Origin of the sequence: Stenotrophomonas lactitubi (genome assembly GCF_002803515.1) — a bacterium.
Classification (GTDB): domain Bacteria; phylum Pseudomonadota; class Gammaproteobacteria; order Xanthomonadales; family Xanthomonadaceae; genus Stenotrophomonas; species Stenotrophomonas lactitubi.
Window position 1 is genome coordinate 2,075,240 of sequence record NZ_PHQX01000001.1, and the last position, 15,645, is coordinate 2,090,884.

The window sequence follows — 15,645 nt, forward strand, 5'->3', positions numbered from 1 at the left end:
CGCATGGCAGCAATGACGTTCCGACAACGTGCCAGAAGCAGCATGAGGCTGCCCATCCTCTTCGCACTCTGCTTGATACTCACCTCCTGCGATCTGGATCTGGTGATGGACAGTTCTTTCGCCACGAAGCAGGAAGCTGTTGATGCCGAGATGATTACCAAGGGCTGGATTCCCGCGTGGGTGCCCGAGGAGGCGACCGACCTGCGCGAGGTGCACGACCTCGATTCAAACGTGAGCGCGCTTGCCTTCAGCAAACCACGCAGCAAGCAGTTGTTGTTGCCGTCCGGTTGCCGGCCCGTCGACCACAGCGCTACCCAGCCGGCACTGTTCAATCGAAGCTGGTGGCCGAGTGAGGCGGCTCTGAAGCGCTCCTACTCCTTCTTTCGCTGCGAGCACGAAATAGACAGGTCGGTCTTCGTCGCAACAAGCAGAGCGGGCGATCATGTGCTCTTCTGGCGCACGTACGCTCGCTGATGCGTGTGCCCGCCCTCTCCTTCAACCCGACACTACAGATGCACATTCCAGGAACGGTCCTCACCACCCTCGCCCTTTGCCTGTTGCCCAGCCTTCCGGCTTGCGCAGAGCAAAGCACGCCTGCCGATGTGGAAGCGATCGAACAGGTGATCGAGTCCTTCCGCACCTCGCTGATCAACAAGGACAAACCGACCTACATGAGCTTGTTCTTCTCGGATAGACCGGAAGACATCGGCTGGCAGTTCGTGTCCGAGGACCGGCGATTGGCGGACATCCGCACGGCCAAGCCCGATGCGGTCAAGGCACGAAAGATCCCATCGAACAACTTCATCTCGCTCATCGATGAGGCCGTGGCCACTGCAGAGCCACGAGAGGAGAAGTTCTTCAACACGAAGATCGACACAGACGGCGATGTGGCATCGGTGTCGTTCGACTACAGCTTCCACGCCAATGGCGCGAAAGAAAACTGGGGCAGGGAAATGTGGCAGCTGGTCCGCACCGAGCAAGGCTGGAAGATCTTTTCAGTGATCTATTCGATACGCGACAAACGCAGTTCCGCGGAGAGCTGATACTTCCTTTCAGCCAGTCAACGTCAATCGCCACGAGCAGCAGAATCCTGATTCCGCAGCCGCGCGACAAAATACCGCGTAGGCGACTGCCCCAGCGCTTTCTTGAACATCGTGATGAACGCTGTCACCGACTCGTAGCCCAGGGTTTCAGAAACCCGTTGCACCGCTGCGCCGCCGGCAAGCTCGCGAATCGCAACCAGCAGATGCAGCTGCTGTCGCCAGCGCCCAAACGACAGACCGGTTTCCCGATCAATCAGGCGCGTCAGGGTGCGCTCGCCCAGCGCCAGGCGTTTGGCCCATTCACTGATGGTGCTGCGGTCCGCCGGATTGGCCGACAGCGCCGCAGCCAGCGCACGGATCTTGGGGTGATCGCTCACCGGCAGGTACAACCGCTCGGCCGGCATCTGCACCAGTTCGTCCAGCAGCACCCGCGCCAGCCGCTCGACGTGCCCGCCGCGCGGGTAGTCCTGCGGCACATCGGCCAGGTGCAGGATCATCTCGCGCACCATCGGTGAGATCGACAGCGTCACGCAGTGCAGCGGCAGGTCGACGACGCCCGGCTCGACGAACAGATAGCAGAGGCGCGCGTTCGCCGTGGCGCGATTGCTGTGCGGCAGGCTGCCGGGAATCCACACGCCGCATTGCGGCGGCACGATCCACAGGGCATTGGCCACCTCGCAGGTCACCGCGCCATGAAGCGCCAGGATCAGTTGTCCCTTGCGGTGGTCGTGCACCGGAATCTCGGCATCGTGGTCGGCCACCTGCAGGCGGCTGGCCACTGCAGGTCGATCCGTCGCGTCCGGGTCCAGATCAAAGCCAGGCAGCGAGATGCGAGTCATTCTCAATGACCAGATTCAGCGATAGGCTGGCATTCTAGCGAAATTCGGCTGCAGGTCTCGCTGAATACGATGGCGGCATGCAGATTCCCGCCCCTACCCTCCCCTGGCTTTCGCGCCCCAGTGCGCTGCTGACGTCGCCCGCATTGAAGGTCGACCGCGAAGCGGTGCTGTTCTCGCTCAAGTGCCTGCTCGCTGCGATCCTCGGGCTGTATGTGTCGCTGCGCATCGGCCTTACCCGCCCGTTCTGGGTGATCGGCACGGTCTACCTGGTGTCGCAGCCGATGTCCGGCGCGACACTCAGCCGGGGCCTGTTCCGCCTGCTGGGAACCGTCGGCGGTGCGGTCGCTACGGTGTTGCTGGTGCCGCGGTTCGCCAACGCGCCTTTGGTACTGAGCGTGGTGCTGGCGGCCTGGATGGGCCTGTGCCTGTACCTGGCCATGCTCGACCGCACACCGCGTGCGTATGCCTTCCTGCTGGCCGGGTATACCACCAGCCTGATCGGTTTCCCAGCGGTGATGGTGCCCGGTGAAGTCTTCACCATTGCCATCACCCGCGTGCAGGAGATCTCGATCGGCATTCTTGCGGCAACGCTGGTCCACGGGCTGGTGCTGCCACGCCGGGTTTCGCCGCGTGTGCACGCGCGCGTGGCCTCGATCCTCGGCGATGCGGAACGCTGGACGCAGGACATGCGCGCAGGCGCCAAGGAGACGGTACTGGCGGAGGATCGCTCCAAAGTAGCCGCGGACCTGCTCGAACTGCACACGCTGTCCATCCACCTGCCGTTCGACAGCGCGCACGGCGTTGCCCAGGTGCAGATCCTGCGCGCAATGCATGACCGGATGCTGGATGTGCTGATGCTGTCCAGCGCGGTGGACGAATCGATAGTCCAGCTACGCGCACAGCCTGTTGGCACGACAGACACAGCATGGTCGGGCCTGCTGCGTGCAGCGCTTTGCACACGTCAGGCCGAACTCGATGCTGCGCATCACGACTGCCGGCTGCTGGAAGAGCAGCTGCACGCCGCCCGCCCGGACTGGCGCCGGCGTGTGCCCGTGCACCTCGCCAGCAAGGCGAACGGCCATGTGCTGCATCGTGATCACCGGGTCGCCCTGCGCAGCGCTTTAGGTGCTTTCGTCGGCATCGTACTGAGCTGCGCGCTGTGGATCGCTACCGCGTGGTCCGATGGTGCAACTGCCGTCTCCATCATCGGCACGGCCTGCGTGTTGTTCGGGACCGCCGAGGCACCTGCCGGGCATGTCATGCGCTACCTGATCGGGTCGACCATCGGCGTGGTCATTGGGCTGTTCTACGCGCTGGTGATCTTTCCGGGCTTGTCCGATTTCGTCGGCCTGGCCATGGCGCTGACGCCCGCGCTGCTGGTGTGTGGCTCGTTCCTCGCCCGCCCGCCGTTCATCATGGCGGCGTTGGGCGTAGTGCTCACCTTCCCGCTCATTGCAGGATTGGGCGCGACCAATGCCAGCAACATCGTGGGTGCGCTCAACAGCGGCGTCGCGCTGTTCGTCGGCACGGCGGCGGCGCTGTGCAGCATGTCGCTGTTGCAGACCCTGGACAGCAATCGCAGCCGCGCGCGCCTGCAGGACGTGATCAGGCGGGACATCGCCCGTCGGGCGGCCGGGGACGTTCGAGATGCCAACGACTGGACAAGCCGCATGGTGGATCGGCTTGCGCTGCTTGCTCCTCGCCTGCGCGGCCGTGCGGATGCGGCCCGCACATTGCGGACGATGTTTGCGGACATGCGCGCGGCCAGTGCTGTGGCCGAACTGCGTGTGATCGGCAGGACGCTCAAGGACCGGGGCAGCCGCGAGTGTCATGCGCTGCTGATGCACAGGGCCACCGCCCACTTCCGCGCTCCCGCTACCCGCCTGGTGAATGCGCCGCTGTTGGAATCGCTCGAACGCACACGTGACGCCGTCAGCACTGGCAGCGCGCCCGGAACCGAGCATGTTCTTGCACTGCTTTCCGGCCTGCGCCGCGACCTGCTCGCTCATGAGGACTGATGCGATGTTCTCCGATATCTCCATCGATGGCGTCTTCGTTCCCGGCCTGCTGGCGGTGGCGCTCATCGCGCTGGCCCTGTCGATGATGGCCTCGCGGCTGCTGGCAAGCCTCGGGCTGTACCGGCTGTTCGCCTATCGCCCGCTGGTGGGCCTTTCGTTGTTCCTGATCCTGGCGGAGCTGCTGATCCAGCTCGCGCCCCTGTTCGAGAAACTGAAATGAAACACGTGCTGAGTGTTCTTGGCCGCTGGAGCGCAACGCTCTGCCTGTTCGCCGTCGCCGTCATCGCGGCCCTGTCCCTCTGGAACCGATACGAAACGCAGCCCTGGACGCGCGATGGCCGGGTACGCGCGGATGTGATCCGCGTGGCATCGGACATGGGCGGACTGGTGACCCAGGTGCTGGTGCAGGACAACCAGCGGGTGAAAGCCGGGCAGCTGCTGCTGGTGCTGGACCAACCGCGCTACGCGGCCGCGCTGGAGAAGGCGGATGCCGCAGTGAGCAGCGCGCAGGCCACGCTCACCCTCGCCCGCCGTGAATCGAAACGGGATCTGGCGCTGGGCAACCTGGTCGCCTCGGAGACACGCGAGCGCAATGCGGCCAAGGTCGATACTGAAGTGGCCGGTCTGGCCCAGGCCCATGCGGAGCGGCGGGTGGCACTGTTGAACGTGCAGCGCACCGAAGTACGCGCCAGCGCTGATGGCACCATCACCAATCTTGATCTGCATCCGGGCGACTTCCTGCAACCGGGCGCCCAGGCCCTGGCCCTGATCGACAGCAGCAGCCTGAGGGTCGAGGGCTATTTCGAGGAAACCAAGCTCAACTGCATCAGCGAAGGCGATGCCGCGGTCGCGCGCCTGATGGGCGATGGCCGCAACGTGCATGGGCATGTGGAGAGCATCGCCGCCGGTATCGCCGACGACCAGCGCGCGAGCACCCACAACCTGCTGCCGTCGGTCGCGTCGACCTATACCTGGGTGCGGCTGGCGCAGCGGATACCGGTCCGCATCCGCCTGGATGACGTTGCGCCGGACACCCGCCTGATCGTGGGCAGAACCGCCAGCGTGACCATCACCCCGCGTGCGCCGGGGGCCTGCAAGTGATCGGCACCGCATCACGCGCGGGCGTGCTCGCCTGTGCGCTGTCGCTGGCCGGCTGCGTGTCCGGCCCTGACTACACACTTCCCGCCAGCGCGGTCGCCGCCGCCCCGGCTGCCCGCCGCGCATTCGTATCGGGGCCCGAGGCGGCCTACACACAGGCCGAGCCGCCGGACCGCTGGTGGCAGCTGTACGACGATCCACGGCTAGATGCCTACGTCAGCGAAGCGCTGCGGGCCAACACCGATCTACGCGCGGCCGACGCCAACCTGCGGCGCGCCACGGCGATGGTGCTGCAGGTCCGGGCCGAGGGCTCGGTAGGCACCGACGCCGACGTATCGGCCACGCTGGCCCGCGCCGGGGGATACACCTCCCCTTCCTCGCCACCGCAGGTGTACGCGCTCGGCATCCACCTGTCCTACCCGCTGGATCTGGCCGGTGGCATCCGCCGCGGCATCGAGGCCGCCAACGCGGATGCAGAGGCCGTCGCTGCGGCACGTGACCAGGTGCGGGTGGTTGTCGCCGCCGCCGTCACCCGCGCCTATGTCGGCATCTGTTCGACCAACCTTACCCTGGCGGCGACGCAGCGGGTGCTCGATACGCAGCGCGCCACGTTGGACGCCACCACCCGCTTGGCGGCCGGCGGACGCGGAACCGAATTTGACGTGAGCCGGGCGCGCGCGGCGGTCAACCGCAGCGCGGCGGCTGTGCCGCATCTGGTTGCCGAGCGGCAGGCAACCCTGTTCGAACTGGCAGCACTGATGGGCCGACTACCAGCGGACTACCCGCAGGACGTCGCCAACTGCCAACAACCGCCGCGCCTGCAGCAGCTGATTCCTGTCGGCGATGGCAGCCAGCTGATCCAGCGTCGCCCGGATATCCGTGCGGCGGAGCGCAGCTTGGCGGCCGCCACTGCGATGATCGGCGTGGAAACGGCGGCGCTGTATCCACAAGTGAGCATCGGCGCGTCCGCTGGCATGGCAGGTTCATTCAAGAAGCTGCTGGGCAGCGACAGCATCGGCGCGTCCATCGGACCGCTGCTGTCGTGGCGCTGGCCGAACCGCCGCGCAACCCACGCACGGATCGACGCTGCCGGGGCCAACGCCGATGCTGCGCTGGCATCGTTCGATGGCGCGGTGCTGGATGCGTTGCGGCAGACCGAAACCGCGCTGTCGGCGTATGCGCAGGAGATCGATCGCGAGCACAGCCTTGCCCTCGCCCGCGACGACGCGGCACGTGCGAGCGGCCAGGCCGGGCAGCTGTACCGGTTCGGCAGGATCGGCTTCCTCGATGTGCTGTCTGCCGAGGCCGCGCTGGCCGATGCAGAATCCGCGCTCGCAGCGTCGCGTGCGCAGCGGGTGGACCGTCAGGTGGATCTGTTCCTGGCGCTGGGCGGAGGTTGGGCCGAGGCAGGCAATCGGACACTCGCCTCGGGTGGTACACAGGACTGATGGACCAGCGGTTCACGTGCAGCCAAGCATGCCTGCCGGAAACTTCCGCAACACACTTGCATCGAGCGTACCGCGCGGCGACGATGCGGTTCGGTTTAGGGGAACCCTGCATGGAATTGCTGACGCTCGACCATTTCGCCCGCCACGTCGATCAGACCTTCTCGGCGGTCATCAACGACGGCGAGGTTCCGTTTGTGCTTGTGGAGGCGCGAGCGTTGAATCCATCGCAACTGCCACCGGGCGCGGCGCGTGTGCCGTTTTCGCTGTTGTTCCGCAACGGCTCGGCCTTCCTGTTCCCGCAGCAGATCTATCAGATGCGCCATGACGACATCGGTGAGGTGGGCATATTCTTGGTGCCGGTAGCGCGTGAGCAGGCCGGATTCCTGTATCAGGCGATCTTCAACTGAGAATGTGAGCCCGCGGCCAGGCTTGCGGCGGCGTGTCGCCGGCTCAGCCCGGTGCCCAACGCAGCAGCAGATGCGAGCCTTGATCGTGGATCAGGGCAAAGCCCGCACGCCGGTACAGGCGCTGCGCAGCGACGTTGTCAGCCTGCACGTGCAGGGTCACGCCGCGACCCAGCGCGGCGGCCTCGCCCTGGCTGTGAGCAATCAGGGCCGCGGCCACACCGTGACCGCGCTCACCGGGAAACAAGCAGATATCGACGATCAGGTGATCCGGCGCACTGCGCTGCAGGTAGTAACGGCCCACCACCACGCCGTGGCGTTCGATGGCCAGGAAATCAGAGTCGCTGTAGTGCGCCTGGTAGTGCTGGTGCTGCAGTGCGAACTGGCTATCCAGAAACGCGCGCTTGCTCGCTTCGGGCCAAGGCACTGCCGCCAGTTCCTCCGCGCGGGTGCTGGCGTACAGTTCGCGCAGCCAGCTCAGGTCATCGTCGCACAGCGGCCGCAAAGCGTACCCGCGCTCGCCAAGGAGCGCGGGGACGGCCAGGTGGTCGTTGCGGCCCGCCGGAAACGAAGTGAGCTGCGACATCGCTTGCATGTTGTCAGCCAAAGCTGGGGAACACCCCCTCCAACGCGATGCAGAAGTTCGTCGCGAGGTAGGGCTGGCGGTTTTCGTGGGGCTGGCCGCCGCCAGACGGACCGATCATTTTGGGACTGAACTGTGCGTTGGCGGTGGCGCTGGGCACGAACGGTGCACCTGAGGTCGGCAGACCCAGGTAGTTGCCCGCGACCGGGGTGCCGGTGCGCTTGGTCTGGTCAGGCTGGTTGTAGATCGTCAGGGAGTGGCTGTGCGACGGCATCTCCACAGTGTTCAACGTCACCGAATTGCTGCCATAGGCCTCGCCGATGGTGTGCGGGGTCAGGCCAGGGCCCTGGCCCTGTTCGGTAGCCGCGCGGTTGACGAAGTTGGGCAGCTGGAAATTCGTTCGTCCGTCGCCACCGTACTGGGTGCCCAGCAGCGAAAACAGCGCAGTGTTCTGCTGGATCGGCAGGGTGACGCCATTGCAGCTTGCCCAGCCACGTGGCGGGAAGTTGAAGCCGAAGATCTGGATTTCGCCGATGAAAGGTTCGGTCATGGTCGTGTCCTGGAAGCGGGTATGCGCGGGTGACGACTCAGCTCTGCGACGGGAAGATGCCCGCCCACGCGATGCAGAACTGCACCGTGAGCGTAGGCATCTGGTTGTCGTGCGGCTGGTTGCCACCCATGCTGACAACTGCATTGGGCGACATGACCGCAGCATTGGCGCCGGTGATATCGGTGACATACATGGTCTCGCCCGACAGCGCCGCCGGCAGCACGGTAGCGCCAACCGCACCGGTGGTTGCCAAGGCCGTGGTGGCCATCAGCGACGGGGTATGCTGGGGCAACTGCGTCTGCAGCAGGGTGACACTTTCGTTGCCCGCCTTCTGCCCCATCACGTAGGCGCTCAATCCCGGGCCGCGGCCTTGATGGATCGGCACGCAGCCGCGCAGGTCGGGCACACCAAAAGTGGTGACGCCGTTACCGCCGTACGTGGTGCCGATCAAGGTGTACAGCACTTCGTACTCGGCAATCGATTGAAGCGAACCGTCGCATGCGAACCAGCCGTTGGGCACGCGCGCAAAACCGAACATCCGGATTTCTCCGATGTAAGGGGTGCTCATGGGGAACTCCTGTAATGGGCTTCGGAAGAATCAGTTGCGCGACGGGAAGATGCCGTTCAGTGCGATCACGAAATTGATCACGGTGTAGGGCTGCAGGTTCGCGTGCGGCTGGTTGCCACCGCCCGGCCCCACGCCATTCAGCGGAACCAGGGTGCCGTTGGCAGGTCCGAAGATTGCACTGCCGCTGGTGCCATACAGGCCGCCGGTAGGATTGCGCGCCGTACCTGCAGTGGTGGTGCCATTGACCACCGGGCTGTGGGCCGGAACCTGAGTGGGCAGCAGGGTAACGCTCTCCACGCCGCCCACTTCCCCTTGGACGTAAGGCGCAGGATTCCAGCCCCCATCCGCCGAAGGGCCGGCGCCCACCGGGGTACGCGATTGCAGATTGGGCAAGGCGAACGTGGTTCTGCCGTCACCGCCGTACATGGTCCCCAGCAGAGAAAACAGCGCCTGATTCTGGGCAATGGAAAGCAACTGTCCGTTGCAAACGGCAAATCCCTTGGGCGCGAACGCGAACCCCGTGAGCATTATCTGCCCGAGGAATACCTGGGTCATACCTTTTCCCCCGAAAGGTTGGTGGCACGGACGTCATGTCCGCTGCCGCCGCTACTCTCGCTCACACTCCACACGCCGTACAAGCGAAATCTTTGTGCGAATGCAACATTAACCATTCATGAATATATAGGCACTTTCTTTTTCACGCTGAATCCTGCTTGAATGATTGGCAGCAGTTCGCAAGGGGTGCGGTGCCGGGTCCAGCCCGGTGTCCGCGGACAGGGGTAAGGTCTCGCCGTTCTGGCTCGATGTCCCTGGGGACGGTCGAGCCCGTGCGGTGCCAACAGGGGCAGAACATGCATCAGTCATCAGCGCAACGCGTGGAGACGCCGCGTGCGCGTTCGCACGCTTTCTTTTCATCGTTCTGCTCCTGGTTCATCGTCGCGCTGTTGTGCGCGGGCAGCCTGTGGCCGCAGTTGGCGACGGCAGCCTCATCGACGTTCTGCCCGACGCTGAGCATGTCGGTGGCCAACAGTGGCTCGCAGACGATCGACATCAACCACTGTCACGGCGGCTTTGGTATCGCCGCAGGCACGGCAGCAACTCCGCACGGCAGCCGCACGGTAGGTTTGCAGTCGGGTGCCAACCTGCCGCTGACCTACACCCACAACGGCGACAGTGCCTCCACCGATACCTTCGTCATCCAGGACGACTTCGGCGGTGACATCACTGTCACCGTAACGATCGCTCCGGCGTCGGCCATCACCCTCGTCGCCACCCCCGCGGTCAACCTGACGGTGGGCGTGCCTTTCAGCACCAGCCTCAGTGCCAGTGGTGGCACCGGCCCCTATACCTACAGCCTGGACAGCGGCTCCATTCCGCCGGGGCTGAGCCTGAGCGGAAACATCATCAGCGGTACGCCGACCCAGCGCGGCGCCTACGCCTTCACCATCCGCGCCACCGACAGCGCCTCTGCCAGCGGCGTGCGCAGCTTCAGCGGTTCGGCAGCCAACCCGACGCTTACCATCGCGCCGTCGTCGCCGTCTGCCGCGCTGAACCTTCCCTACTCTGTCACCTTCACTGCCAGCGGTGGCGTGCCCGGCTACACGTTCGCGTATGAAAACGGCACCCTGCCACCCGGCCTGAGCCTGAGCGGCGCGACCCTGAGTGGCACGCCCACCACCCAGGGCAGCTACACCTTCGGCATCCGCGTCGCCGACAGCAGCACCGGCACCGGCAGCTATGCGGAGGTCAAATCCGTGACCCTGCAGGTGGTTGCGCCGCCGACCATCGTGATCAACCCGGCCACCGTTCCGGGTGCAACCGTCGCTGTGGCCTACAGCCAGACCTTTAGCGCCAGCGGCGGCACTGCGCAGTATGGCTTCGCCATCACCGCAGGCGCCCTGCCCGCAGGGATGAGCCTCAACACCAGCACCGGCGCACTGACCGGTACGCCCACCGCGGCCGGCACCTTCAACTTCACCGTGACCGCAACAGACGCCAATAGTTTCACCGGTTCCAACGCCTACACCCTGGTGGTGGCGCCTCCGGTGATCGTTATAGCTCCGACTACGCTGGCAGGCGGCACAGTCGGCGCAGCCTACAGTCAGAGCTTCAGCGCCAGCGGCGGCATCGCCTCGTACAGCTATGCGATCACCGCCGGCGCCCTACCGGCGGGGGTGACACTCAATGGCAGCAGCGGCGTCATCAGCGGTACACCCAGCGCAGGCGGCACCTTCAACTTCACCGTTACCGCCACCAGCAGCAGCACCGGCGCCGGCGCGCCGCACACCGGCTCGCGTGCCTATTCGACGACGTTCCTTCCGGCAACGGTCCTGCTGCCGGCCACCACTCTGGCCAATGGCACCGAGGGCGTGGCGTACAGCGCTGCGCTCAATCCCGCCAGCGGCGGCACCTCGTCGTACACCTATGCGATCACTGCGGGCAGTTTGCCGGCGGGCATCGCGCTGAACGCCAGCACGGGAGCCCTGTCGGGCACCCCCACATCAGCGGGCATCTCCAATTTCGCGGTAACCGCCACCGACAGCAGCACCGGCAGCGGGCCCTACAGCTCGGCGCCACGTGGCTATTCGCTACAGATCATCAACAGTCCGCCGGTTGCCAACCCGGTGTCGGCGACCGTGGCCTACAACAGCAGCGCCAATCCGATCACGCTGAACATCACCGGCGGCGTGCCGACCTCGGTGGCCATCGGCACTGCGGCGGCTCACGGCAGTGCCGTCGCCAGCGGCACCACCGTCACCTACCAGCCCACCGCGGGTTACGCGGGCCCGGACAGCTTTACCTACACCGCAACAAACACTGCCGGCACCTCGGCGCCCGCAACGGTCAGCATCACGGTCGGCAATCCGACCATCACCGTGACTGCGGGCGGCCCGATGAGCGCCCAGGTCGGCGCAAGTTACAGCCAGACGTTCACCTGGAATGGTGGAACCGCACCCTATAGCGGATTCACTGTCACTGGCCTGCCAGCGGGTGTGGGCATCAGCGGCACCACCGCCAACAGCGTGACCGTAAGCGGCACGGTGAGCGCGGCGGGCAGCTTCAGCCTCGTCGCCAGTGCAACCGACAGCAGCTCCGGCAACGGTCCGTTCACCACCGGCCAGGGCTTCACGCTGACCGTTGGTGCGCCGACCCTGAGCATGACCCCGGCGCCGGGCAACCTGCCGATGAACTACGGCGTGGCCACCACCATCAATTTCGCCAGCAGCGGCGGCATCGCGCCGTACAGCTACGCACTGGTCGCCGGCTCGCTGCCGGTGGGGGTCACCCTGACGTCGGCCGGTGTGCTCAGCGGTACGCCGACCGTCCCTGGCAACTACAACATCGCCGTGCGCACCACCGACTCCAGCACCGGCGCGGGAGCGCCGTTCTCGCTGCAGCAGAACTACACCATCGTCGTTGCCACGCCGGCAATCGCCATCGATCCGCCCAGCCTGCCCAACGGCAGCGCAGGGGTGGCCTACAACGCGCAGTTGAGTTCCAGCGGCGGTATAGCCCCCTACAGCTACGCGCTGCTCAGTGGTGCGCTGCCGATCGGCATGTCCTTCACCTCCGCTGGCGCACTGGCCGGCATCCCCCGATCGGATGGCAACTTCAGCATCACATTGGGTTCCACCGATTCCAACGGCCAGACCGCCAGCCGCGTGTACACCTTCACGATCACTCCGGCGACCGTGGTACTGACACCCGCCACCCTGCCCAGCGGCACGGTGGGCACGGCCTATTCGCAGAGCCTGAGCAGCAGCGGTGGCATCGCGCCGTATACCTATGCGATCGCCTCCGGCACCCTGCCCCCGGGCATTGCCTTCAGTTCGGCGGGTGTGTTCAGCGGTACGCCGACCACGGCCGGCAGCTATACCGCAGTGGTGCGTTCCACCGACGACGCCGGCTACAACGCCACCCAGAGCTACAGCGTCGTCATCGCTGACGCGGTACCGGTGGCAGTGGATGACAGCGCCACCACGCCATCGCAGCAACCGGTGACGATTCCGGTAACGGCGAACGACGGCGGAGTGATCACCTCGATCGCCGTGGCAGGCGCGCCGGCACATGGCACCGCCACCGTCAGCGGCGTGACGGTTGTCTACACACCAACAGGCACCTACTTCGGCGCGGACAGCTTCACCTACACCGCCACCGGCCCAGGTGGCACCTCGGCCCCGGCCACGGTGTCGATCACCGTCAACGCGCTGCCGGTGCCTGCGGGGCAGCCGCGCGCGGCTGTCGCCACCGTGGCAGGGCAGCCGGTGACCATCGACACCACGGTGGGTGCCACCGGCGGTCCGTTCACCGGTGTGACCCTGGTGACGCAGCCGGCCACCGGCACCACGACGGTGACCGGTACCAACATCACCTACACGCCGCTGGTCACCGCCTCGGGCACCGCGAGCATCGTCTACACATTGAACAACGCCTATGGCGCTTCGGCTCCGATCACCACCACGATCACCATCAACCAGGTGCCTGTGGCGGTCTCGCGTCGGGTCAGTGCAAATGCGGGTGTTGCGGCGGTGGTCGAGCTGACGACCGACGCCACCGGAGGCCCGTTCACCGCAGCCACCCTGGTGTCGCTGTCACCGGCCACTGCCGGCACTGCCACCATCGCACCGTCCGGTAGCGGCGCCAGCGCGGGCTATCGCCTGACCTTCATCCCGGCGGCTACGTTCGCCGGTACCGCCACGGCCACCTTCACGTTGGCAAACGCATTCGCGACCTCGGCGCCGGCGACCATCGACTTTGATGTGATCGGCCGACCGGACCCGACCCTGGACGCGGAAGTGATGGGCCTGCTGGGCGCGCAGACCGCTTCCACCCGTCGCTTCGCCACTGCGCAGATCGGCAACTTCCAGCGCCGCATGGAAGGCCTGCATGGTGCCGGCAGAGGCACACGCTTCGAGAACGGGCTGAGCTTCGGCGTCGACCGCGACCGTCGCTGCCAGGATGAAGTGCGACGCATGCCCGGCGGCGATTGCCGCCAGGTCACCGCGCTGGACGAATCTGTTCTGAGGGACGACGTTGCTGTCGCGCCCGTCGGCGGGGATCGCGGCAAACGTAGCGGCAATGGCGATAACGGCGCCCTGACCCTGTGGACCGGCGGTTCGATCAACAGCGGTGATCGCGATGGTCGCTCGGGCAGCGCCGGCTTCGACTTCCAGACCAGCGGCATCAGTGCTGGTGCCGATACCCGCGTGAACCAGTCGTTCGCCTTCGGCGCCGGTATCGGCTACGGCCGCGACACTACCGACGTCGGTCACAACGACACCCGCAGCCACGGCGAGAGCTACACCCTGGCTGCGTACGCCAGCTATCACCCGGGCCAGTACTTCTTCGTTGATGGCCTGCTGGGTTATCAGTTGCTGTCGTTCGATTCGCGCCGCTACGTGACTGCCAATGGCGCGATGGTGCAAGGTGACCGCGACGGCAAGCAGTGGTTCGCCTCGCTGTCGGTCGGTGGCGACTACCAGCGCGACCGGTTGTCGGTGAGCCCGTACGCGCGCCTGGATCTGGCCCGCGCCACATTGAACGGCTATACCGAACGCGGCGACGCCATCTACGCCCTGCGCTACGAGGACCAGGATGTGGATACCACCACCGCCAGCCTGGGCGTGCACATGGACTATCGCTTCCCGGTCCGCTTCGGCACGCTGTCGCCACAGGTGCGGTTCGAGTACCAGCACGACTTCCAGGACGCCAGCTCGGTGACGATGGGCTACGCCGATCTGCCGGGCGGTCCGTTCTACCGCGGCGAAATCGACGGGCTCAAGCGCAACCGGTTCGTGTTCGGTCTGGGGGCGGTGCTGCAGACCGAGCGCGACCTCAGCCTGCGGATCGAGTACCGCGGCCTGTTCGGCAGCAGCGAAGACACCGACCACGGTGTGCAGCTGAACCTGGAAAAGAAGTACTGATCACGTGGGGCGCGGCGACGCGCCCCACCCTCCCGCCGGTCGTGCATGTCGAAGGCACCGGCTGATCCTGCCGCCGATAAAGCCGGCCGGGCATGGGCCCGGCGCTACGGCACAGCCCTCAATTGGCCAGGGCGAAATCCAACCCCGCACACACCGCCGCCACCTGGGCGTCGTTGCATTCCTGCGGATTGGTGCGCGGGCTGTCCGGGTACACCTCGGTGGTGGTGGCATACAGCGCATCGGTGAAGCCGGCACAAGCACCGATGGAACGCGACTCGCCCCACACCACGCCCGGCGACTGCAGCGGCATGCCCACCAGATTGCCTTCGGCGTCGGCCGGGGCAATGTGGGTGATCGGGGCCACCGCGGCGATCAGTGCCTTTTGGAATTCGTGCTGCGGGTCTTCGCTGTTGCCGATCACGTAGAAGCCATCGGGAATGGTGTCGCGCTCGAACGGCTTGCCGTCGCGGGCGCAACGGGCCGGGTCGAACTCGTGCAGGTCGCTGTCGGTGGTTTCGTGCAGGTCCAGGTGGACCCGGATGTTGGCCTTGCGTTCGGCCACCCAGCGCATCAACGAGGCGGCTTCTTCGATCAGGCCGCCGTCACGGAAACTACGGTTGGGGTCGATGGCATTGGGATTCCAGCGCTGGATGCGCTCGTAGCCCCACGGGCTCACGCACGGGGCCACGATCAGGTTGAAGCGGCCCAGGTAACGCTCGGCATGCTGTTCCAGGAACTGCAGGGCGCCATGCACGCCGCTGGTTTCATAGCCATGCACGCCGCCGGTGACCAGCGCGGTGGGCAGAGCCGGGTTCCAGTCGTGGTTCACCACCGCAAACAGCGGGTAGTGGTCCGGGGCGTAGTCCAGCTGGCCGTACTGGACCACGTCGAAGCGCTCGTCCAGCCGTTCCAGCGCGGCCACCACGTCTTCGTGGTAGCTGCGCTGCCGCTGCTGGCGGGCCCGCCACTGCGCTCGTTCGACGTCGCCCCAGGGCTGTCCGGGGGTGCCGATCGGGTAGAACTGCGCAACGGTCATCTCAAGCTCCAGAAGTCGGGGTACGGTGGTACAGCCGACCATTTTAAGCCCTGTGGCCCGATCGTTGCTGCCCCCGCGCCCCGCCTTCATACGGCCGCCCTCATCTGGTTGTAAAATCAACGGTTTTTGGCCCC

The 15,645-nt window shown here is 65.9% G+C and carries 14 protein-coding genes; 8 read left to right on the forward strand and 6 right to left on the reverse strand.

From position 1 onward, the window contains the following. The first annotated feature begins 42 nt into the window (after nt 1-42). Both CR156_RS09760 and CR156_RS09765 read left to right on the forward strand, forming a co-directional pair. Nucleotides 43-474: a hypothetical protein gene (locus tag CR156_RS09760; RefSeq protein ID WP_100552700.1), complete on the forward strand. Its 432-nt coding sequence runs from the start codon at nt 43-45 to the stop codon at nt 472-474. A 38-nt stretch (nt 475-512) separates the two neighbouring features. Beyond that, nucleotides 513-1,043, forward strand: a complete 531-nt coding sequence (locus CR156_RS09765; RefSeq protein ID WP_100552701.1) for a hypothetical protein — start codon at nt 513-515, stop codon at nt 1,041-1,043. A 23-nt stretch (nt 1,044-1,066) separates the two neighbouring features. On the opposite strand, the gene CR156_RS09770 is transcribed toward CR156_RS09765, so the two are convergent. Further along, nucleotides 1,067-1,804 (reverse strand): AraC family transcriptional regulator, encoded by a 738-nt coding sequence (locus CR156_RS09770; RefSeq protein ID WP_279324077.1) that lies wholly within the window; start codon nt 1,802-1,804, stop codon nt 1,067-1,069. Between the two features lie 155 nt (nt 1,805-1,959). Between CR156_RS09770 and CR156_RS09775 the strand changes: the two genes are divergently transcribed. The 5 genes from CR156_RS09775 (at nt 1,960) to CR156_RS09795 (ending at nt 6,853) form a co-directional block, all read left to right on the forward strand. Continuing rightward, nucleotides 1,960-3,900 (forward strand): FUSC family protein, encoded by a 1,941-nt coding sequence (locus CR156_RS09775; RefSeq protein ID WP_100552703.1) that lies wholly within the window; start codon nt 1,960-1,962, stop codon nt 3,898-3,900. 4 nt (nt 3,901-3,904) lie between these two features. Continuing rightward, the gene (locus CR156_RS09780) at nt 3,905-4,120 is read left to right on the forward strand and encodes a DUF1656 domain-containing protein (RefSeq protein WP_100552704.1); all 216 of its coding nucleotides are present in this window, start codon (nt 3,905-3,907) and stop codon (nt 4,118-4,120) included. Then, a complete protein-coding gene (locus CR156_RS09785; protein WP_100552705.1) occupies nt 4,117-5,001 on the forward strand; it encodes an HlyD family efflux transporter periplasmic adaptor subunit in 885 nt (294 codons plus the stop codon). Before CR156_RS09780 ends, CR156_RS09785 begins: the two co-directional genes overlap by 4 nt. Next, on the forward strand, nt 4,998-6,446 hold the full coding sequence (locus CR156_RS09790) for an efflux transporter outer membrane subunit (RefSeq protein ID WP_243381774.1): 1,449 nt from the start codon (nt 4,998-5,000) through the stop codon (nt 6,444-6,446). The genes CR156_RS09785 and CR156_RS09790 overlap by 4 nt, the downstream gene beginning before the upstream one ends. Nucleotides 6,447-6,556: 110 nt before the next feature. Then, nucleotides 6,557-6,853: a DUF6916 family protein gene (locus CR156_RS09795; protein WP_100552706.1), complete on the forward strand. Its 297-nt coding sequence runs from the start codon at nt 6,557-6,559 to the stop codon at nt 6,851-6,853. 43 nt (nt 6,854-6,896) lie between these two features. Here the strand turns inward: CR156_RS09795 and CR156_RS09800 are convergent, their stop codons facing one another. From CR156_RS09800 to CR156_RS09815, 4 genes are read right to left on the reverse strand one after another with little or no spacing between them, the layout of a single operon-like run. Then, nucleotides 6,897-7,436: a GNAT family N-acetyltransferase gene (locus CR156_RS09800; protein WP_165780982.1), complete on the reverse strand. Its 540-nt coding sequence runs from the start codon at nt 7,434-7,436 to the stop codon at nt 6,897-6,899. A gap of 13 nt (nt 7,437-7,449) precedes the next feature. After that, a complete protein-coding gene (locus CR156_RS09805; RefSeq protein ID WP_100552708.1) occupies nt 7,450-7,983 on the reverse strand; it encodes a phage tail protein in 534 nt (177 codons plus the stop codon). Between the two features lie 37 nt (nt 7,984-8,020). Further along, complete coding sequence (locus CR156_RS09810) at nt 8,021-8,551, reverse strand: phage tail protein (RefSeq protein ID WP_100552709.1); 531 nt, start codon at nt 8,549-8,551, stop codon at nt 8,021-8,023. Nucleotides 8,552-8,581: 30 nt separating this feature from the next. After that, nucleotides 8,582-9,106, reverse strand: coding sequence for a phage tail protein (locus CR156_RS09815; protein ID WP_100552710.1), 525 nt, complete (start codon nt 9,104-9,106; stop codon nt 8,582-8,584). A 296-nt stretch (nt 9,107-9,402) separates the two neighbouring features. Here CR156_RS09815 and CR156_RS09820 point away from each other — a divergent pair, with 296 nt between their 5' ends. Then, a complete protein-coding gene (locus tag CR156_RS09820; protein WP_165780983.1) occupies nt 9,403-14,475 on the forward strand; it encodes a putative Ig domain-containing protein in 5,073 nt (1,690 codons plus the stop codon). A gap of 118 nt (nt 14,476-14,593) precedes the next feature. Here CR156_RS09820 and CR156_RS09825 read toward each other — a convergent pair whose 3' ends face one another. Further along, nucleotides 14,594-15,511, reverse strand: a complete 918-nt coding sequence (locus tag CR156_RS09825; protein ID WP_100552712.1) for a M14 family metallopeptidase — start codon at nt 15,509-15,511, stop codon at nt 14,594-14,596. Nucleotides 15,512-15,645 lie beyond the last annotated feature (134 nt).